This window comes from Cytobacillus sp. S13-E01 (genome assembly GCF_029193815.1).
Lineage (GTDB): Bacteria > Bacillota > Bacilli > Bacillales > Bacillaceae_L > Bacillus_BV.
In genome coordinates, this window is the sequence record NZ_JARFVC010000053.1 from 1 (window position 1) to 21,351 (window position 21,351).

The 21,351-nt window shown below is 37.8% G+C and carries 19 protein-coding genes and 3 pseudogenes; 21 read left to right on the top strand and 1 reads right to left on the bottom strand.

What is annotated here, in order from left to right; all coding sequences use genetic code 11:
• The 6 genes and pseudogenes from pruA to gatB form a co-directional block, all read left to right on the top strand.
• Positions 1-1,541 (top strand): L-glutamate gamma-semialdehyde dehydrogenase (gene pruA, locus PY093_RS20180; RefSeq protein ID WP_275647573.1); only part of this gene is annotated, 1,541 nt, incomplete at its 5' end.
• Positions 1,542-2,710: 1,169 nt separating this feature from the next.
• Positions 2,711-4,213 (top strand): sodium/proline symporter PutP, encoded by a 1,503-nt coding sequence (gene putP, locus PY093_RS20185; RefSeq protein ID WP_275647574.1) that lies wholly within the window; start codon positions 2,711-2,713, stop codon positions 4,211-4,213.
• A 495-nt stretch (positions 4,214-4,708) separates the two neighbouring features.
• Positions 4,709-4,873: pseudogene (locus tag PY093_RS21500) on the top strand (aminoglycoside 6-adenylyltransferase); the annotation flags it as partial.
• Between the two features lie 895 nt (positions 4,874-5,768).
• Entirely contained in the window at positions 5,769-6,059 is a 291-nt protein-coding gene (gene gatC / locus PY093_RS20190) for an Asp-tRNA(Asn)/Glu-tRNA(Gln) amidotransferase subunit GatC (protein WP_275647575.1), read from the top strand.
• Between the two features lie 12 nt (positions 6,060-6,071).
• Complete coding sequence (gene gatA, locus PY093_RS20195) at positions 6,072-7,529, top strand: Asp-tRNA(Asn)/Glu-tRNA(Gln) amidotransferase subunit GatA (RefSeq protein ID WP_275647576.1); 1,458 nt, start codon at positions 6,072-6,074, stop codon at positions 7,527-7,529.
• A 13-nt stretch (positions 7,530-7,542) separates the two neighbouring features.
• The gene (gatB, locus tag PY093_RS20200; RefSeq protein WP_275647577.1) at positions 7,543-8,973 is read left to right on the top strand and encodes an Asp-tRNA(Asn)/Glu-tRNA(Gln) amidotransferase subunit GatB; all 1,431 of its coding nucleotides are present in this window, start codon (positions 7,543-7,545) and stop codon (positions 8,971-8,973) included.
• A gap of 271 nt (positions 8,974-9,244) precedes the next feature.
• On the opposite strand, the gene PY093_RS20205 is transcribed toward gatB, so the two are convergent.
• On the bottom strand, positions 9,245-9,607 hold the full coding sequence (locus tag PY093_RS20205) for a hypothetical protein (RefSeq protein WP_275647578.1): 363 nt from the start codon (positions 9,605-9,607) through the stop codon (positions 9,245-9,247).
• A gap of 82 nt (positions 9,608-9,689) precedes the next feature.
• Between PY093_RS20205 and PY093_RS20210 the strand changes: the two genes are divergently transcribed.
• From PY093_RS20210 to PY093_RS20280, 15 genes and pseudogenes are all read left to right on the top strand, one after another.
• Positions 9,690-10,721, top strand: a complete 1,032-nt coding sequence (locus PY093_RS20210) for an LLM class flavin-dependent oxidoreductase (RefSeq protein ID WP_275647579.1) — start codon at positions 9,690-9,692, stop codon at positions 10,719-10,721.
• 66 nt (positions 10,722-10,787) lie between these two features.
• Complete coding sequence (locus PY093_RS20215; RefSeq protein WP_275647580.1) at positions 10,788-11,135, top strand: DoxX family protein; 348 nt, start codon at positions 10,788-10,790, stop codon at positions 11,133-11,135.
• Positions 11,136-11,166: 31 nt separating this feature from the next.
• Positions 11,167-11,676: pseudogene (locus PY093_RS20220) on the top strand (Rossmann-fold NAD(P)-binding domain-containing protein); the annotation flags it as partial.
• Between the two features lie 290 nt (positions 11,677-11,966).
• Positions 11,967-12,221 (top strand): hypothetical protein, encoded by a 255-nt coding sequence (locus PY093_RS20225; protein ID WP_275647582.1) that lies wholly within the window; start codon positions 11,967-11,969, stop codon positions 12,219-12,221.
• The gene (locus PY093_RS20230) at positions 12,187-12,444 is read left to right on the top strand and encodes a type II toxin-antitoxin system RelE family toxin (protein ID WP_275647583.1); all 258 of its coding nucleotides are present in this window, start codon (positions 12,187-12,189) and stop codon (positions 12,442-12,444) included. The genes PY093_RS20225 and PY093_RS20230 overlap by 35 nt, the downstream gene beginning before the upstream one ends.
• Before the next feature lie 224 nt (positions 12,445-12,668).
• A complete protein-coding gene (locus tag PY093_RS20235; RefSeq protein ID WP_275647584.1) occupies positions 12,669-13,415 on the top strand; it encodes a hypothetical protein in 747 nt (248 codons plus the stop codon).
• A gap of 484 nt (positions 13,416-13,899) precedes the next feature.
• On the top strand, positions 13,900-14,415 hold the full coding sequence (locus tag PY093_RS20240) for a sigma-70 family RNA polymerase sigma factor (RefSeq protein WP_275647585.1): 516 nt from the start codon (positions 13,900-13,902) through the stop codon (positions 14,413-14,415).
• Positions 14,415-14,846, top strand: coding sequence for an anti-sigma factor family protein (locus PY093_RS20245; protein ID WP_275647586.1), 432 nt, complete (start codon positions 14,415-14,417; stop codon positions 14,844-14,846). Before PY093_RS20240 ends, PY093_RS20245 begins: the two co-directional genes overlap by 1 nt.
• An 11-nt stretch (positions 14,847-14,857) precedes the next feature.
• Complete coding sequence (locus tag PY093_RS20250; RefSeq protein ID WP_275647587.1) at positions 14,858-15,940, top strand: hypothetical protein; 1,083 nt, start codon at positions 14,858-14,860, stop codon at positions 15,938-15,940.
• A complete protein-coding gene (locus PY093_RS20255; protein WP_275647588.1) occupies positions 15,937-16,875 on the top strand; it encodes a hypothetical protein in 939 nt (312 codons plus the stop codon). The genes PY093_RS20250 and PY093_RS20255 overlap by 4 nt, the downstream gene beginning before the upstream one ends.
• Before the next feature lie 351 nt (positions 16,876-17,226).
• Positions 17,227-18,141 (top strand): diacylglycerol kinase, encoded by a 915-nt coding sequence (locus PY093_RS20260; protein ID WP_275647589.1) that lies wholly within the window; start codon positions 17,227-17,229, stop codon positions 18,139-18,141.
• Positions 18,142-18,243: 102 nt separating this feature from the next.
• Positions 18,244-19,635, top strand: coding sequence for a 23S rRNA (uracil(1939)-C(5))-methyltransferase RlmD (gene rlmD / locus PY093_RS20265; RefSeq protein WP_275647590.1), 1,392 nt, complete (start codon positions 18,244-18,246; stop codon positions 19,633-19,635).
• A gap of 129 nt (positions 19,636-19,764) precedes the next feature.
• Positions 19,765-20,163 (top strand): nucleotidyltransferase substrate binding protein, encoded by a 399-nt coding sequence (locus PY093_RS20270; protein ID WP_275647591.1) that lies wholly within the window; start codon positions 19,765-19,767, stop codon positions 20,161-20,163.
• Positions 20,164-20,168: 5 nt separating this feature from the next.
• Positions 20,169-20,549, top strand: a complete 381-nt coding sequence (locus tag PY093_RS20275; RefSeq protein ID WP_275647592.1) for a nucleotidyltransferase family protein — start codon at positions 20,169-20,171, stop codon at positions 20,547-20,549.
• Positions 20,550-21,181: 632 nt separating this feature from the next.
• Positions 21,182-21,351, top strand: a pseudogene (locus PY093_RS20280) (group II intron reverse transcriptase/maturase); the annotation flags it as partial.

The following is a 21,351-nucleotide window of genomic DNA, read 5'->3' on the forward strand; positions in this document are numbered from 1 at the left end:
TACCATATAAACATGAACCATTTACGGATTTTTCTGTTGAGGAAAACAAGAAAGCTTATTTAGCTGGTCTTAAGACAGTTGAGTCTTACCTTGGGCAAGATTATGACTTAGTTATTGGTGGAAAACGCATCACAACTGAGGATAAAATCGCTTCTGTAAACCCGTCAAACAGAGAAGAGTTGGTTGGCCGGGTTTCAAAAGCAAACCAAGAGCTTGCTGAAAAGGCAATGCAAATTGCAGATAAAACATTCCAAACATGGCGCAAGTCAAAGCCAGAAATGCGCGCAGATATTTTATTCCGTGCTGCTGCAATTATTCGCCGTCGTAAGCATGAGTTTTCTGCCCTTTTAACAAAAGAAGCTGGTAAGCCATGGAATGAAGCTGATGCTGATACAGCGGAAGCAATCGACTTTTTAGAATATTATGGACGTCAAATGCTTCGTCTAAAAGACGGACTTCCAGTTGAAAGCCGTCCAATCGAATATAACCGTTTTAATTACATTCCACTTGGAGTGGGTGTTATTATTTCACCTTGGAACTTCCCATTTGCAATTATGGCTGGTATGACAACAGCTGCATTAGTAGCGGGAAATACTGTTTTACTAAAGCCTGCTAGTACAACTCCAATCATTGCTGCCAAATTCATGGAAGTTCTTGAAGAAGCAGGTCTTCCTGCAGGTGTAGTTAATTTTGTCCCTGGTAGTGGAGCAGAAGTTGGAGACTACTTAGTAGATCATCCACGTACTCGCTTCATTAGCTTCACAGGTTCACGTGATGTTGGATTACGAATTTACGAACGTGCATCTAAATTAAATGAAGGCCAAATTTGGTTGAAGCGTGTCATTGCTGAAATGGGTGGAAAAGATACGATTGTTGTTGATAAAGATGCTGATCTTGAATTAGCGGCTAAATCAATCGTGGCATCTGCATTTGGTTTCTCAGGACAAAAATGTTCGGCTTGCTCAAGAGCAGTCATTTTAGCAGACGTATATGACCAAGTAGTAGACCGCGTTGTTGAATTAACAAAAGAGCTAACTGTTGGTGAACCTAAAGACACATCTATATTCATGGGTCCTGTAAACGATCAAGGTGCGTTTGACAAGGTGATGAGTTATGTTGAGATCGGTAAAAACGAAGGAAGATTACTACACGGTGGTAAAGGCGATGACTCTAAAGGTTGGTTCATCGAGCCGACAATTTTTGCAGACGTAGCAGAAGATGCTCGTCTAATGAAAGAGGAAATCTTCGGGCCTGTTGTAGCAATCTGCAAAGCGAAAGATTTCGACCATGCACTTGATATTGCAAACAACACTGAGTATGGTCTAACTGGAGCAGTTCTTACAAACAACCGTGCACACATCGAAAAAGCACGCGAAGACTTCCATGTTGGTAACCTCTACTTCAACCGTGGTTGTACTGGTGCAATCGTTGGATACCAACCATTCGGTGGATTTAACATGTCTGGAACTGACTCAAAAGCTGGTGGCCCAGACTACCTAGTTTTACACATGCAAGCTAAAACAACATCTGAAATGCTATAAGATATGTGGAAAGGTCTCTCATCCGATATCTAGACTAAAGAAATAAGAATACAGTAAAAATAAGGGCTCCTATGTCATGTACATATACATAACGTAGGAGCTATTCTTTTGAAATTATCCTGCGTAACAGACTATATCCTAACGCGCTTCGCTTGTTGGACCCTTTATATATAATTCAAAGTAAAAGGCACTTTAAATTATATATAAAGGGTTGTAAAAACGTCATGTGTATCTAGCTGAACGTGTGTGTTGTCTTTAATGTCTTAATACTACATCAATAAGCTTTTGAGAGAGGAGACAGATCTCTTATGTTCATTTCATAAATTAGCTATTATGTTCCCCCGATTTAACCAGTAAGAAACCATGTTCGTAATATACTTTGATTACCTTATTTTTTCAGTAATGGTTTAATGTCCATTAAGTAAAATAAAAGTGGATAAACCCTACGTAGAATACGTTAAGGTCTATCCATTTTTATAGTATTGTTTTCTGATTAGAGGCTTTTTTGTTTTTTTGGGCTAATATGACGTTGTTGTTAGCTATATTTCGGTTTATTTTTGGAAATTAAATGGTAATACTCGCCGAGTTTATTGATTTACTCGCCTAAACTTCAAAAATACTCGTCGATAGTAATGATTTACTCGTCTAAATCAGGCATTTACTCGCCTGAATTGGCAATTTACTATTCTATTCACATTTTAAAAATCCAAGCATGTCCAAATACACCCGACGAAAAAATTCCAAAAAAAACTAGAACAAAAGTATGATAGATTAAACCCAATTTTCACCATTTTTTAGCCGTACGCCCAACTTAATTTTATAAATTTTCATGTATAGATATAATCATATACACGATATATTGTAAAATTGATTCAAATTAAAGTATATTTATACATTTAGGAACTAAAGTATGAATTTTCAGTCTGTAATACTTTAATAATTGTGTTATGATTATCAAGGAGATAAAAAAACAGTTACTAAAATACTATTTATTAGAATAATCATGAAATTGCATGTAATTGCATAAGTATTTCATGTACGACAATCTTGGAGGTGAGAGAATGGAATATTCGTTAACGGGAGCTACTTGGTTTTGGTTGTTTGTTCCTATGTTAATTACAGTTGTATTATCAGTCATAACGAATTTTACCGAGGGGAGAGATTAATTAATGGAACCAGCAGTTTTAGTAACATTTATTATTTATTTAGTAGGTATGCTGGCAATTGGTGTTGTAGCATATCGAATGACTAGTAATCTATCAGATTATGTATTAGGTGGGAGGCGACTTGGTCCTGGTGTTGCAGCGTTAAGTGCAGGGGCGTCTGACATGAGTAGTTGGCTTTTACTTGGTTTACCTGGTGCAATCTATGCTTCAGGTGGTATGCCACAAATTTGGATTGGTGTAGGTCTAACAATTGGCGCATACCTTAATTGGCAATTTATTGCAAAACGTCTACGTGTTTATACAGAAAAAGCAAATGATTCAATTACAATTCCAGATTTCTTTGAAAATAGATTTAGAGATGGTTCAAAGGCTTTACGTGTGATTTCCGCATTAGTTATCCTTTTATTTTTTACCTTCTATACATCCTCAGGTATGGTCGGAGGAGCAAAGTTATTTGAGGCCTCTTTTGGATTATCATATAACCAAGCCCTTTGGATTGGCGCTATTGTCATCATTTCATATACATTCTTAGGTGGCTTCCTAGCGGTAAGTTGGACGGATTTCATTCAAGGTATCTTAATGTTCCTTGCATTAATCGTAGTTCCGATTGTAGCTATCAGCAAAACTGGTGGTTGGGGCAACACAGTAAATACAGTAGGGGAAATTGACCCTGCATACCTAGATGTATTTGCTGGAATGACAACATTAGGAATCATTTCCCTACTAGCATGGGGTCTAGGTTACTTTGGTCAACCACATATCATCACTCGTTTTATGGCATTACGATCAGTGAAAGATGTGCCTAAAGCACGTATGATCGGTATGGTTTGGATGGTTTTCGCCTTATTCGGTGCAATCTTCACAGGTTTTGCAGGTATCGCCTACTTTGCGGAAAATCCAATTGCGGACGGAGAGCAAGTATTTATTCTATTTACACAAGTGTTATTTGATCCATGGGTATCTGGTATTCTATTAGCAGCTATCCTAGCAGCAATTATGAGTACAATTGATTCTCAGTTATTGGTTTCTTCAAGTGCACTTGCAGAGGATTTCTATAAAGGAATTCTGAAAAAAGATGCTTCACAAAAAGAATTAGTTTGGGTAGGACGTATCGCTGTTGCAGGTATTGCATTAATTGCAATTCTACTTGCAGGTAATCCAGATAGCTCAGTACTAGCACTTGTAAGTTATGCTTGGGCAGGGTTTGGTGCAGCATTCGGACCAGTTATCATTCTATCATTATTCTGGAAACGAATGAATCGTTGGGGCGCTCTAGCTGGTATGATTGTTGGGGCAGTTACAGTTGTTGTATGGAGTAAGTTATCAGCACCTGTTACAGATGCAGCAGGTGAGATGATTCGCGAGGCGGTTATTCCGTTTAGTCTATATGAAATTGTTCCAGGTTTTGTGCTAGCAACAATTGTTGCCGTTATAATCAGCTTGGTTACAGAAGCGCCATCACAAGAAATTCAAGATGAATTTGACGCAGTTAAAGCTAGTTTATAAGAGTTATAGATTATAAGATCAGACCTATTCGCATTGGCGGGTAGGTCTTTTTTAAGGGCTCTTTTCTAATAGATTAGTTTGAACCGTTCCTTGTCGCTGCAGGCACTTGCTTTGCTCGGGGAGGAAGTCAAGCCTCCACGCCGTTTCCATCTGCGGGGTCTCGACTTTTCCTCTATTTCCCGCAGGAGTCAAGTGCCTTCCGCTCCAATCCACTCTTGATTTAAATATACTTAGAAAGCAACAATTTTTAGGAAAAGAGCCCTTATAAATTATGGATGAACTATTATATCCTGTGAGTTTCTATTGGTATTGGACGTCAAATTATTTGTCTAGGTCAAGAGGGAAACAGCACTTCAACCTTTGACTAATTTAACCACTTTATACCATAATAGAAAAGGTTGTGTAATCAATGAACAATAAGATTTATATTTTACATATGGAGTGTATTAAACATGAGAACCGAAAAAGAAATGATGGAACTGATTTGTTTCAACCTATACAGATGCTAACTATGAAAATATTTGGGAGTCACTATTTACAATGTGTGATTTGTACCGGAAAATAGGAATCAGTGTTGCGGAGCAATTAAACTTTGAATACCCTTATGAAGATGATAAGCGAGTAACGGAATACTTGAAAGGTTTAAAGGCTATGAAATAATAGTAAAACACGTGCGTCCCTCATAAGAATAACGGGTTCTCTTTTGAAGTGCAAAAAGTGAAAAAACAGGGTATATAACTTACAAAAAGTCATGGTAATTTGTATAGGAATTCGCCATGCTTTTTATATTTCTTTAAACCCAAAAATTTAAGTGTTTAAGGTATATAAATAATGTCCTTAAAATCGAGGCTCTGTTATTATTCATTGTTGATATTCGTGTAGGAATAAGGAATTCATAGGCGGAGAATTTCCTGCTAATGTTTATAGAGGGGGCTTAAGATGCAGATATAAGCGGAGATATTCCGATTAACTGCTCTAAATAAGACAAAATCCAAAGATTTGGATAAGATAAGCGGAAAAACTCCCCTTATTTTTAGGAAAATATGTGTATTTACCAATTTAAACGGAATTTTTCCGTTTATTAAACTGATAATATAATAAAACACGAGTGCTCGTATGAATAACGGGTTCTCTTTAAAGGTGCAAAACAGTTAATCACAATGCAAATAGGGTGCAAAATCGTAGTGATTCTCTCACCATATAACAGGGATTTCAGTGAAATTTGAATAGCTTTAATCTTTGTGTTTTCTATCTCAAGAGGAAAGAAAGTATAAAATTTTTACCTAGTTTTGGTGTCTAGCTCCAGGCGCCATCGGACCTGAGGTCATAAGCCAATCCGTCCGGAAGGTTAAAGAACAACCTTCCAGCCGGCTTGTCTTATGCTTGACTTGCACAGGATGTGCTGATGTCGATGTTCGCCACAGGACGTGGCGGGTTTTAATCGACGCGCCGATAAGCGGGCGCCTTGCGCTTTTCTTTAATGGTTGCTTTAATGCGTTAAACTTTGATATTATCAGTATAATTAACGGCCGATTTTATTTGGGGGTGGATAAGGATGAGTAGAATTTCAATTGATGAAGTAAAACATGTTGCCAATTTAGCGAGATTAGCAATTACTGAAGAGGAGGCAAACGAATTTAAAAACCAGCTTGAAGCGATTATTACATATGCAGAGCAATTAAATGAGGTAGATACAGACAATGTCGAGCCTACTACACATGTACTTCATATGAGGAATGTCTTACGTGAGGATGAACCGAAAAAAGGATTGCCGATTGAAGACGTTTTAAAAAATGCACCAGACGCAAAAGATGGACATATTCGCGTGCCATCAATCATGGAATAAGGGGGGGAACCAATGTCACTGTTTGACCATAAAATATCAGAACTACATCGTTTATTACATAAAAAAGAAGTGTCAGTTTCAGATCTCGTTGATGAATCCTACAAACGAATTAATGAAGTCGATCACAAGATAGATGCTTTTTTAACATTAGATGAAGAAAACGCTCGGAACTACGCAAAGCAATTAGATGAAGCAATTGGAACTGAAAATGAATTTGGATTATTGTTTGGGATGCCAATTGGGATAAAGGATAACATTGTTACAAAAGGCTTGCGAACAACGTGTGCAAGTAAAATCATCGAAAACTTTAACCCAATCTATGATGCAACAGTGATGGAGCGTTTACAGGATGCCGAATCTGTAACGATTGGTAAATTAAACATGGACGAGTTCGCAATGGGGTCGTCTAATGAAAACTCTGGTTTTAAAACAACGAAAAACCCATGGAATACAGATCATGTACCTGGAGGATCAAGTGGTGGTTCAGCAGCTGCAGTAGCAGCCGGCGAGGTCCTGTTCTCGCTTGGATCTGATACAGGTGGATCTGTGCGACAACCTGCTTCGTTTTGTGGCGTAGTCGGTTTAAAACCTACATATGGACGAATTTCACGCTATGGTCTAGTGGCGTTCGCATCATCGCTAGACATCATCGGCCCAGTCACCAGAACGGTTGAAGATAATGCCTACTTACTTCAAGCAATTGCTGGAGTTGATCCAATGGACTCAACATCAGCTAATGTAGATGTGCCGGATTACTTATCTTCGCTAACAGGTGATGTAAAAGGCCTAAGAATTGCTGTTCCTAAGGAGTATCTAGGAGAAGGTGTAAAAGAAGAAGTACGTCAGTCCGTTCTTGATGCTTTAAAAGTATTAGAAGGCTTAGGTGCCACATGGGATGAAGTATCCTTACCACATTCTAAATATGCTTTAAGTACGTATTATCTACTATCATCATCAGAAGCATCGGCAAACCTTGCTCGTTTTGATGGTGTGCGTTATGGCCATAGAACAGATAATGCATCGGACTTACTTCAGATGTACAAGCAAACAAGAAGTGAAGGCTTTGGGGATGAGGTTAAACGTCGTATCATGCTTGGTACTTTTGCTTTAAGCTCTGGATATTATGATGCGTATTATAAAAAGGCACAAAAGGTTCGTACCTTGATTAAGAAAGACTTTGAAGATGTGTTTGAAAAATATGATGTCATTATTGGTCCTACAGCACCAACACCTGCTTTTAAAATAGGTAAAAATACAAAGGATCCAATGACAATGTATGCGAACGATATTTTAACAATCCCTGTTAATCTTGCTGGTGTACCTGGTATCTCTGTACCATGTGGATTCTCAAATGGTTTACCTTTAGGATTACAAATCATTGGGAAGCATTTTGATGAAAGTACACTATTCCGTGTTGCCCATGCGTTTGAGCAAGCAACAGAGCATCATAAAGCAAAACCACAATTGTAAGGGGTGAGAAGAGATGAAATATGAAGTGGTCATTGGGCTTGAGGTCCATGTTGAGTTAAAAACAAAGTCTAAAATATTTTCAGCGAGTCCAACAGAGTTCGGAGCACCACCAAATACACAAACAACGGTTATTGATTTAGGGTATCCAGGTGTACTGCCAGTTTTAAATAAAACAGCAGTTGAGTACGGCATGCGTGCATCATTGGCGATAAACTGCGAGGTTGCGACAGATACAAAGTTTGATCGTAAAAATTACTTCTACCCGGATAATCCAAAAGCCTATCAAATTTCACAATTTGATAAACCAATCGGAGAACATGGTTGGATTGAAATTGAAGTGAACGGTGAAAAGAAGAAAATCGGGGTCACTCGTTTGCACTTAGAAGAGGATGCTGGAAAGCTAACGCATACAGGTGACGGTTATTCCCTAGTCGATTTTAACCGTCAAGGAACGCCACTTGTTGAAATCGTATCAGAACCTGATATGCGCTCACCAGAAGAAGCATATGCGTACCTTGAAAAGTTAAAATCAATTATTCAATATACAGGTGTATCAGATTGTAAAATGGAAGAAGGCTCATTACGTTGTGATGCGAACGTTAGCTTACGTCCTGTTGGTCAAAAGGAATTCGGTACAAAGACAGAGCTTAAGAACTTAAACTCATTTGCGTTTGTGCAAAAGGGCTTAGAATATGAAATTGCTCGCCAAGAAAAGATTCTTTTAGCAGGTGGAGAAATCCAACAAGAAACACGTCGTTATGATGAAAATACAAAAGAGACAGTCTTAATGCGTGTAAAAGAAGGTTCAGATGATTATCGTTATTTCCCAGAGCCAGATTTAGTTGCACTACATATTGATGATGAATGGAAAGCAAGAATTCGTGCCGAAATTCCTGAACTTCCAGATGCTCGTAAAAAACGATATGTTGAAGAGCTTGGATTACCAGCATATGATGCAAATGTCTTAACATTAACAAAGGAAATGTCGGACTTCTTTGATGAAACCGTACAAGCTGGAGCAGAAGCGAAACAAGCCTCTAACTGGATTATGGGTGAGGTGTCAGCCTACTTGAACGCCGAGCAAAAAGAGCTTTATGAAATTGCCCTAACACCAGAAGGCTTAGCGGGTATGATCAAGCTAATTGAAAATGGCACAATTTCATCTAAAATCGCAAAAACAGTATTCAAAGAGTTAGTTGAAAATGGTGGCGACGCAGAGAAAATTGTCAAAGACAAAGGTCTTGTGCAAATTTCTGATGAAGGTGCCCTTACTAAAATAATTGGTGAAATTCTAGATGCCAACCCACAATCAGTGGAAGATTTTAAAGGGGGAAAAGAAAAAGCAGTTGGTTTCTTAGTTGGGCAAATGATGAAGCAAACAAAAGGACAAGCAAATCCGCAGATGGTTAATAAATTATTGGTGGAAGAGCTTAAGAAGAGATAATTTGTACGAGGGTCGGGTTTAAAAATCTGATCCTCTATTCTTTAGTCTGTTTTCCAAACTTTGCTTTATTTTAAGTATTCGGAATTTGTTGATTTCCACTCCAGGATGATCGCTTTCTGCGGGGAATCATGAAAAAGCCCACTGCCGGCTTAGTTGAAGAGGATAGCAGCCCTGGTCAACATAAGAGCCTGTTTTAAAAAAAACAGACTCTATTGAATTTTGGATATTGAAATACTATGAATAAAGAAAATAATATTAAATTAACACTTTCTTAATCCATGGTTACCTTATTTTTGATTAAAGGCATTAATTGCTTTACGTAATCTTCTGGTTTTACCGTTTGATTTTGCATCCAATGCATCACAGCACCATAAAGTGCCCAGCTTAACATCACCGCAAAGACCTCTATTTCAGATTTATTTTGATTATGCCATTGCTTTTGAGCCCACTCTGAAAAAAAGGCTTCAAGTTCCTTTTTAAAAATCGTTTCAATTTGGGGTGTAAATGCCTCGTAACTTCGACGACATTGGTTACTGATCGATGTTTGGAACTTTATAATTGATAAAAAAATAGCCTCGATAGACTTTTGGTTAATTACCTCATGTGTACTTACCTCTTGAATGACTTCTCTCATAACACTATCACTTAACACCTTTTCAAGCAAATCGTATTTGTCCATGTAATGAGAATAAAAGGTTGCACGATTAACCGTTGAATTGGGAGTTTATTCATTAGGTGAACGAATACCTGATGAAAATGGAAATAGTCGAACTGCCAGGTCGAGAGTGGAAGATATTATTCAAATGGCAAAAATGGCAGATGAAGCAGGACTCGATGTATTTGGCGTTGGAGAACATCATCGACTGGATTTTGTCACGTCTTCTTATGCCATGTTGCTCGCTGCTATTGCACGGGAGACGAAAAAAATTAAACTAACTAGCACGCTATCCGTTATTAGTACAGCCGATCCAGTGCGTGTTTATGAAGATTTTGCAACACTTGATTTATTATCAAACGGACGAACTGAGATCATTTTAGGTCGTGGGGCATTTTTAGAATCATTTTCTCTCTTTGGAGCAAGTTTAAATGATTACAATGAATTGTTTGAAGAGAAGTTAAACTTATTTTTGAAATTGCAAGAGCAGGAAGTCGTCAGTTGGCAAGGGAATTTCCGTTCTCCCCTTCAAAATGCCCCAATCGCACCTAGACCTGTACAGAAGAAACTGCCACTTTGGATTGGTGTTGGGGGTACCCCTGCAAGTGCCGTTCGTGCAGGAAGACTTGGTATAAATATGGCACTTGGCTTGTTAGGTGGTCGTCCAGAATCCGTCAAACCACTAACAGACCTATACTGGCAAACAGCAAGAGAAGCAGGTCATGATCTATCCAAGTTAAGGGTTTCTGTGACGGGACATTCGTATATAGCCGAAACAGGAGAACAGGCGATTACTGAATTTGTGCCACACTATAATCGATATTTTAGCTACTTCTCAAAAGACCGTGGTCTTCCACACTTTTATAAATCAGCTGAGCAATTGAAGCCCGAGCGATCTGCAGGGCAAATTTTAGCTGTTGGCAGTGCAGAGGAACTGGCTGAGAAGATCTTATATCAGCATGAGCTATTCGGCCATTCACGCTTTATAGGGCAATTTGATATGGGTGGTCAGCCTTTAGCTAGAGTGGAAAAAGCCATTGGTTTACTGGCAAGTAAAGTAGCTCCAATGGTTCGCAGAGCTTTGTCTAAATAACGTCAGATTGAAATGGATTTAGATTAGAAAATTACAAATTAAATATAAAAAGGGGATGAGGAGAAGATGGAAATCTTAACTTATGTATTGCAAGGAATTCTCGCATTAATGTTTTTAATGGCAGGGTTCGGGAAAGTAACAGGTTTTAAAATGCATGTGGAAGCTTTCAATAATTGGAGATTGCCACAGTGGTTTAGAATTGTAACGGGGCTTGTTGAATTAACAGGGGCTGTCCTATTAATTGTAGGATATTGGGCTTCAACTTCGGCAATGGCAGGGGCACTTTTACTTGGGATCACAGGTATAGGCGGCATCCTTACACATATTCGTGTAAAGGATACCTTTAAGGATACAGCTATGATTCTATTCTTAGCCATTCTATCATTTGTTTTATTTTTTCTATATTTTTCGTAGGCAATAACATGTGTTGTTTCATAGGGTGGATTTAAAGACATTGGACCGTATACGTGAAAATATCATTAAGGAATCAGGTATTCCATATGTATTTGTTCATAACAACTGGTATGTTGAAAACGAATTAATTACCATTCAACAATGCTTAAATGGCGCACCTTGGGTAACATCTGCCGGAGAAGGAAAAGTAGCTTGGGTGTATCGTCCAGATTTAGGTGAAGCCACTGCCAATGTTTTAGCAGGAGAAGGTCACGATAATAAAGCATACGAATTAGCAGGTGAAAACTTAACACAACAACAATTCGTGGATGCCATTAATGAGGTTACAGGTAAAGAAATTCCTTTATTAGCTGTAGATTCTGAAGTACATTCAAAAATGCTAAAAGAGGCTGGCGTGCCAGAAGAATTTGTATCCATGAACAGCATGATCCAAAAAGGGATTAGTGAAGGTGGATTAGAAGCACCACATTCTGATTTAGAAATGCTTCCAGGTCGCAAACCAACTACTGTAAAAGAAGCGTTACAAATTTTATTAAAATAATTACGAAAGCTGCTGTATAATACAGCAGCTTTTTATGCGTGTAATAGGGTAATTAAGATTCTCTCAACAAATATTCAAAGGTTTTCACTGATTGTAACGTATTTTGTTGACATATTACATTAATTAAGTTGAAATAAATCTTCGAATTCCTAAATAGCAACTAATTTTAAACAAATATTTATTGTGAATATTTGTACTTAAATTAACGAGAGCGAACCTTCAACAAAGGGAGTCGCTTTGTAATATGCTATAATAAAGGGAGAGTTTAACTCAGTAAGGAGGAGTTAGCAATGGCAATTAGTAACGATAAGTTATATGAATTGGTTGCAAAACTACCAGAAGCAGCTAAAAAGTCTGCGTATGATTATCTAAAGTATTTAACTGTGAGTCATACACGACCGAACTGGGAAGAAATTAGTGAATTGGAACCAGATGATACACCTTTAAGTAAAGAAGAAGAACATCAACTCAAGAATAACTCGGAATTTATATCTTGGGAGGATGCTATGAATGAGCTTAACTTACCAAGTGACACTGAGTCGTGATTCGATAAAATTTTTAAAAAAGCAAGAAAAAGCAGTACAAATAAGAATTGCTAAGGCAATAAAAGGTTTAATAATTCAGCCTCCAATGGGTGATATTCAACCATTAAAGGGCAGAAATGAACAGCTTAGGTTTTGGTTGGTAGTTTTAGGAACATATTCGAAGTCGATTATAATGAAAAAAAGATGTACTATTGATAACCGTGGTGATGTATATAAATTCTAATATTATTTTGACCATTTTACGTTTTGTAATGGTCTTTTTTTACGGATGCTTGTTTTAATATAAAAGTCTAACTTGTGACCTAGTTAGAATATAATAATGAGGAACTAACAGAAGCTGAGATGGCACAATTAGAAAGTGATTGTGGTTATATCACCCGGGAGGATGCAAAAAAGACCTTCGGGAAATCGGGTGATATTTAAAGAGGTGGAGAGGTGTAACAAACCATGTCTGATTTGTTAAAAAAAAAATTAATCTCAACATTTGTTTCCACTGCGTTTATTTCAATACTCATGTCTGCTCTTTTAGTACATGGCCAAGAATATGGTCTTGGAGCAGCATTTGCGGGATGGACATTAATGTATGGAATGTACGTTGGGGCTGTTATCTTAATCTATGGAAATCTTGTATCACTCGGGGTTGAATACCTCCAACATAAATGGTTTAAAAATAATACATGGGTTTTTATTGCATTACATGTTTTTTTCGGACTTATCGGCGGGTTTGTACTTGAGTTCTCGTTCTTTACAGTATTTGGGGTAATGGCAGCATTGTTTTATGCGTGTATTGATAGGTGGATATTTAGGCGTAAAAAAGAGAATAAGGGAATCTTATGGTTTGTCCTAACTCCGGTTCTACTATTCGGTCTATTATCGGGTTATTTTCAGCTAATCTCTTCTCCATTACCACCTTTTACACAGGATGATGCGGTTGAGTTTGCAACATCTGGTGAAGGTACGTTTATTGATCTTTTTCCAAAGAAGGTAGGGATATGGGAGGGGACTGTTGATAGTTTTCAGGTCGTAAGAAAAACTAGTGTCAAAGAAATTGGATATGAAACATATATGGTTACTTTTACGGAAACATGGTCTAACGAACAATCGCAAGGCCAATGGTATATGTCTTATAAAGTTGAGCGAGGAACCTTATCTGCTTCTTTAGCGGGTGGGAAAAAACCGCCCTACCATGAGTGAAAAACTATAATTCGAAGGCATGGGTGAATAGCATCCATGTCTTTTTCAAAAGATAAGAAAGCATAAAAGTTTGTACCTAGTTTTAGTGTCTAGCTCCGGGCGCCATCGGCTCTATGGCATAAGCCAATCCGTCCGGAAGGTAAAGAACAACCTTCCAGCCGGCTTGTCTTGCACAGGATGTGCTAATGTCGATGTTCGCCACAGGACGTGGCGGGTTTTAATCGACGCGCCGATAAGCGGGCGCGCCTTTCGCTTTTCTTATTAATCAGAATTTGTATCGGTAAATTCTGAACGCATAAGCTAACTACGCCTCTGTCCGCGCTTCATTCTCGCCACTCGACAAGTTTTCTTTATATGCTATCTTAATAACTAATAAATTATTTTTTAAAAAGTGTAGGGCAAAGCTAGTTTTGTTACGTCTATTATTATAGAGATAGAGAAGAAAGGGGAGAGTAGCATTCTCGATGAAAAGTTAATAGAAAAAGTGAAGGATGGAGATGAGCATGCTTTTCGAGTGTTGGTTGAGAAATACAAGAATTATGTGTTCAGGACAGTTTTCGCGATTCTACGGAATGAAAAAGACGCAGAAGATGCAGCTCAGGAAGCGTTTATAAAAATTTATTATGCTCTCCCCCAATATGAATCACAAGGCTTCAAAACATGGATCACACGGAATGCTATTAATCACGCAATCGACACGAAAAGAAAGCTGCAACGTTTCCATGAAAGTGGAATTGATACAACGCCGTATGAGCAAATAGCTTCACCAGAAGAGAGTGTCGTGATTCCGTTGTTACGAAAAGAACAAAGACACATTGTCAGAAATAGGTTGAAAGAATTGCCTAAAGGCTATCAGGATCTAATCTATGACTATTACATATGTGAAAAAAGCTATAAGCAAATAGCAATTGAGAAAAAGCTAGAAATTAAGACGATTGAAACGAAGCTGTACAGAGCTCGATCTTGGATGAGAAAACATTGGAAGGAGGATGATTTTTAATGGATCATTATACACATGAAGAATGGTTGGCTTATATTAATAATAACTTACCAAAAGCTACTCATAGTGAACTTGAAGACCATCTTTATTCCTGTGACCAATGTTTAGAGCTATACATGGAACAAATCGATAATCAGACTGAACAGCTACCAGAGATTGAGAATATAAATTTTACAGATGAGTTGGTTTCTAAAATTCACTTTGAAAAAACAAAGAAAAGCAATCCATTTTATAAACATGCAATCTTCCATTACGGGCTTGCTGCTGCGGTTACGTTTCTGCTGATGAGTTCTGGATTTTTTCAAGGGATAACAGGGTTCGTGTCTACTGTAGAAGCATCTTCATTTACAGAGAAAGAAGAATCATTTTCAGATAATCTCATGGATAAAACCTTACAACTACTAGATATAGTTTTACCAAAAAAGGAATAGGAGGGTGAAATATGAATAAAAGCTCGGTAGTGGCATTCTTTTTATCATTTTTTCCAGGGGTAGGACATTTTTATTTAAAACGAAAAGCGAAGGGGTTTATCTATAGTGCTGGGTGTATTGTGCCATTATTTGTTGGTAGTTTAGGATCAATGGTATTGCAGTTTGAAGCTCCCTTTTTCGTTGGTCTATTGGTTGCCGGATTTATATGGTTTATAAGTATCTTTGATATGATTATCACCCTATTAAGAGGTAATCATAAGGCAATGTCTGCAACTGTAGATGAACAAACTATTCCGATTAAAGAGGAAAGTGAGCGAATACATACAATTTTGCTTTCTCTCATACCAGGGCTTGGGCATTTTTACCTTGGGTTAATGAACAGAGGTTTAACGTTTCTAATTTCATTTTTTGGTTTGACGACTATGATTGTATTTCTGACTGTTGTTACGAATCAAGGTGGCTTTATCTCTTTCCTTGGAATTCTACCAATCATTTGGATCTATAATATATTTGATACAGTACAGCTTTTATCGAAGAAACATAGAGGTGAGGAATTAGTAGATCGGACGATACTAGAGGATTTTGAGCAAACGAGAAGTGAGGAAGGTAAAAAGAGTAGAGCGCTGGCAACGATAATATCCATCTTCCCTGGGGCAGGTCATATGTACTTAGGCTTACAAAAACGTGGTTTTCAGCTCATGGCCGGATTTTTATTGGCTATCTATATCTTAGATGTTCTTCGTCTATCCTTTTTCTTGTTTTTAATTCCGTTAATTTGGTTTTATAGTTTCTTCGATGCCCTGCAAAAGGTTTCAAAGCATGGTGAAGAGGATTTAGAAGATATTCCTGTTGTATCTTATTTAATAAATCATCAAAAGTGGGTAGGGATTGGTTTACTGGTTATTGGTCTTTTTTACATGCTAGACAGTATTATCATTCCAGTAGCCGGACCTTTTCTAGATAACATGATTGGATTAGATATAGGGCATTGGTACTACAATTATTTTGAAACAGTCGTTATTTCAATTTTGCTTATAGCAGGTGGGATAAAACTATTGATGGGGAGTAAACGTAGAAAGGAGAGTGCAGAATGAAAATATGGCGAGTTGGAACCGTTTCAATGGGGTTGTCCCTCATTCTCCTTGGCGTATTCTTGTTTTTATCGCAAATAAAAGGATTAGAAGGAATTGAGCCAATCCTTATATGGTGGCCTTTTATTCTTGTCGTTTTAGGAGCGGAAATTATCCTTTATCTTTTATTATCAAAGCAAGAAAACCCAAGATTAAAATATGATTTTATGAGCATTCTATTTGTATGTATTATCGGAACAATCGGGATCGGCTTTACCTTACTATCATCTTCTGGTCTATTAGGAGAATTCCAATCAGTCTTAGGTTCACAGGAGAAGACTTTAGATTTACCAGAAATGAAAGAGGAACTATCCAACACGATTAAAAGGATCGTCGTGGAATCTGAAAATCAACCAGTCACGATCGAGGGCTCTGAATTAAATGAGGTTCATATGTTTGGTACATACAGAACGACTGTAAGTAAGAACGATAAGGGGCCTATACAATTCTTCAAGGACTATGCTTTGACAAAAACAGTCGGTAATACACTCTATGTTTATGTAAAAGACTCAGTTACTAAAAACAGCCCATTTCATTCATCTACTAGAATGAAACCTACAATTATTGTTCCGCAAAATATGAGACTTGAAGTAAGAGGGAATAATAGTGCGATTGACTTATTTCCGGGTGCACTCGCAAATCATTGGATTATTGAGAGTAATAGCAGCATAACTATTAATATTGATAAAAATAATGACATGAGTCTAACGGCAGTTTCAGTCAATGAACTCAGGCAACAGGGAAGTAATTGGGATTCAGTCGAGCAAACAAATGAAAATAATGAGTATGACAAATATGGTAATTCATACAAAGGCACTATGAAAATTGGCGATGGAACATATCGTCTAGACATTTTGAAAAGCAATCAAGTTTCTATCAATCTCGTAGAAGATATGTAGTGAATGTACAATAAAAAGGCATCGTGTATTTCGGTGCTTTTTGCTTGTGACTGGAACATTGATAAAACAATCTAAATGAGCTATTATGTTAAATGATGGTAATATGTGAGCATTAGTTTCTTAGAAAAGAATAACGGAAATGGCTTATGACTTCAAGCTGATGGCGACTGGAGTTAGACACCAAAACTAGGTAAAAATTTATATACTTTCTTACCTTTTAAAGAAAACTCCTAGTGGCGAGCCAAAAGGACGAAGACAGAGGCGTAGTTGAACTTATGCTAATTTAGAATTTATGGATATTAATTCTAAATTAGCACTTGAATAAATTTATGTATAAATAGGATGATGGCTATGAAAAGAGCAAGAATTATTTATAATCCAACCTCTGGGAGAGAGATGTTTAAAAAGCATTTACCAGAAGTGTTGCAAAAGCTAGAGATTGCTGGCTTTGAAACATCATGTCATGCGACCACAGCAGAGGGTGATGCTACCAATGCAGCTCGAATTGCAGTTGAGCGTAACTTCGATCTTGTCATTGCAGCAGGTGGTGACGGTACGATTAATGAAGTTGTTAATGGACTAGCCGAACAACCATATCGACCAAAGCTTGGCATTATCCCAGTTGGAACAACCAATGATTTTGCAAGAGCAATTGGTGTACCTCGGACGGTAGAAGGTGCATGTGATGTCATTATTAATGGTGTTGCCGTGCCAATTGATATTGGGCGGGTGAATGATAAGTATTTCGTTAACATCGCAGGTGGAGGCCGCCTAACGGAGTTAACGTACGAGGTACCAAGTAAATTAAAGACGATGATTGGCCAGCTCGCTTATTATTTAAAAGGAATGGAAATACTGCCTTCAATTAAACCAGCACATGTAGAAATTGAATATGATGGGAAACTATTTGAAGGTGAAATCATGCTATTTTTAGTATCGCTAACAAATTCTGTTGGAGGTTTTGAAAAACTAGCTCCAGACTCTTCGATGAATGACGGCTTGTTTGACCTGATCATTTTAAAGAAAGCAAATTTAGCTGACTTCATTAAGATAGCTACATTAGCCTCTCGTGGTGACCATATCCATGATCCACACGTCATTTATACAAAAGCCAATCGTATAAAAGTAAATAATGCCGAAAAAATGCAGCTTAATCTTGATGGTGAATATGGTGGCTTGCTCCCTGGTGAGTTTGTGAATTTATATCGCCATATTGATGTCTTTGTTTCAAAGGAAAAATCTAAAATCATGAACAACCAACAGTAACTTGGCCTAACTGCCAGGTTTTTTCTTTTGGACTAATTGGCTATCGTTGTTTAAGGTATGATACAATCAGTTAAGCATTTTGACGAAAAGGACGAAGTAAATATGGCAAATACCCAAGTAGCACCGATTGAAAAAAATGAATATTATGACGTAACGTTCGAAGACCTCACCCATGATGGAGTGGGAGTAGCGAAAGTAGAAGGTTTTCCAATCTTTGTAGAAAACGCTCTACCTGAGGAACGAGCTAAAATAAAAGTGATAAAAGTAAAAAAAGGCTATGCGTTCGGAAAATTAATTGAGCTTTATGAAGAAAGCCAGTACCGAGTAGATGCACCATGTCCACTCTACAAAGAATGCGGTGGCTGTCAGCTTCAACATCTTAGTTATGAAGGTCAGTTAAAAGCAAAGCAAAAACAAGTACAAGATGTCTTAACAAGAATCGGACATTTAAAAGACATTACCGTTCACCCTGTTCTTGGAATGAATGACCCTTGGCGCTACCGCAATAAGGCACAGGTTCCAGTAGGAGACCGTGAAGGAGGCCTTGTCGCAGGCTTTTACCAACAACGAAGTCATGAAATCATCGATATGGAAGCATGTTTAATTCAACAAGAGAAAAATGACCAGGTCATCCAAACAGTAAAAAAAATCTGTGAAAAATACGGTGTCACAGCCTATGACGAAGCAAAACACAAAGGAAATCTCCGTCATATTATGGCCCGTTACGGATTAGTAACAGATGAAATCATGGTTGTACTAATTACAAGAACAAACGAATTGCCACATAAAAGTAAAATCATTGAAGACATCACAGATCAACTACCAAATGTCAAATCTATCGTACATAACATCAACCCAAAACGGACAAACGTCATTTTCGGTGACGAAACAAACGTCATTTGGGGAGAAGAATACATCTATGACAACATCGGAGATATCAAATTTGCGATATCAGCTCGCTCATTCTATCAAGTGAATCCTGAGCAAACAAAGGTACTCTATGATAAAGCGCTAGAGTATGCTGATTTGAGTGGAGAAGAGACCGTTATAGACGCGTATTGTGGAATCGGAACAATATCATTATTCCTAGCACAAAAGGCTAAAAAGGTATATGGGGTAGAAATCGTACCTGAAGCGATTGAAGATGCAAAAAGGAATGCATTACTAAATGGAATTGAAAACGCTGAATTTGCCGTTGGTGAATCAGAAGTCGTCATTCCAAATTGGAATAAAGAAGGCATTAAAGCTGACGTGATAGTCGTTGATCCACCTCGTAAAGGGTGTGACGAGGCACTACTGCAGACGATTATTGAGATGAAGCCAAAGCGGGTTGTTTATGTGTCTTGTAATCCAGCAACATTGGCGAGAGATTTAAGAATTCTTGAAGATGGTGGGTTTAAGACGGTGGAAGTGCAGCCGGTGGATATGTTTCCACATACGACGCATTGTGAGGCTGTTGCGAAGATTATCCTAAAAGAGGAAGCAGGGAACTGAAATAGGTACCCTGTTCTTTTATTATAGAAGGAATGAGACGTATAAACAGCGAATATATGAATAAAATGATAGATTATATATTAATTTGAAATACCTGTTAATTCATACAATAGGGAGGGGATTTTCAGTATGGATCCATTGAAAGATACTCGTTGGAGGCAGAGATTTGAGAACTATGAGAAGTCATATAAACTCTTAGAAAAATACACAAAACAAGAGCTCAAATCAGAAATAGAGAAAGCCGGTATTATTCAATTTTTTGAAATGACCTTTGAGTTAGCATGGAAAGTACTAAAAGATTATTTGGAAGCGCAAGGATTCATAGTTAAAAGTCCTAGGGACACAGTTAAGCAGGCGTTTCAAATCGGGTTAATAGAAGAAGGGCATATTTGGATGGATGCTCTATCTAAACGTAATTTAACGACTCATACATATGATGAAGCATTTGCTGAAAAATTTGTAGGAGAGATCAAGCAACTATATTTTCCGATCTTTAAATCTCTATATGATAAATTATCAGAGGAGTGAGAGGAATGTTTGGATTATTAGATCATGATCATAATTATATACTGAAAGCACTAAGGAGTCTTGAGGAGATTGACAGTGCCAGAATTTTTGGAAGTCGTGCAATAGGTAATTATAAAAAAGGGTCCGATGTAGATATTGCCATTATAGGGAAATCAATTTCTTCTACAACCATTTCTAAATTGGATGAATTATTAAATGAGGAATATCCACTTCCTTACTTTTTTGATATCCTTCACTATGAAGAAATAAACAATGAGAAATTGATCGAACATATTGATACAGTTGGAAAAGAGTTATATCGGAAAGGAATAAATGATTCTTCAAATGATAATGATTTTAGGAACTATATTGTGGACGGTGCTTTACCGTTTGGATTGGAAGAATAAAATTACACATACCTCGCTTAAAATTCAGCATCATGTGAGGATATTCAGGAAAACATGAGGACGGTCCTCATGTTTCTTTCGTTGTGCGCCCAGCATGGGTGCAGTCTATAGGGTGAAAGTCCCGAACTGTGAAGGCAGAAGTAGCAGTAGCTTAACGCAAGGGTGTTTGCGGTGACGCAAAATCTGAAGGAAGCGAGCGGCAAACCTCCGGTCTGAGGAACACGAACTTCATATAAGGCTAGGTATCATTGGATGAGTTTGCAATACAAAACAAAGTCCTTTCTGCCAAAGGTGATACAGAGTAAATGAAGCAGATAGATGGAGGGAAAGACTGTACTCTTACCTGGGGAGGTCTGATTGATACGTCAAGTACACTTGATAACCTATCTAGTGATGGATAGCTGAACAATCAGAAGTCAGCAGAAGCCATAGTACCATTCGAACTCGAGAAGGATGGGAAGGGCTGAACAATTTAGAGAGAACAACATCTTGGCATTCAGTAAACTGCGAAGAACACAGATAACCGATATGGCATGCTTGATGGAGGAAGTGGTGAATTCCACGGGGGACCTCAAGATGGTGGAGCAGAACTGGCATAAGAAGAACCGTTGTTCACGGAAAGAGGCGTAACAATGTTGATGGAACGAATACTATCACGAGAAAATCTGCTCTCTGCCCTGAAAAGGGTAGAACGGAATAAAGGGAGTCATGGTGTAGATGGAATGTCCGTACAAAACCTACGGAAACACATCTTGGAACACTGGGAATCTATGAAAATGGAACTCCTCGAAGGGACTTATGA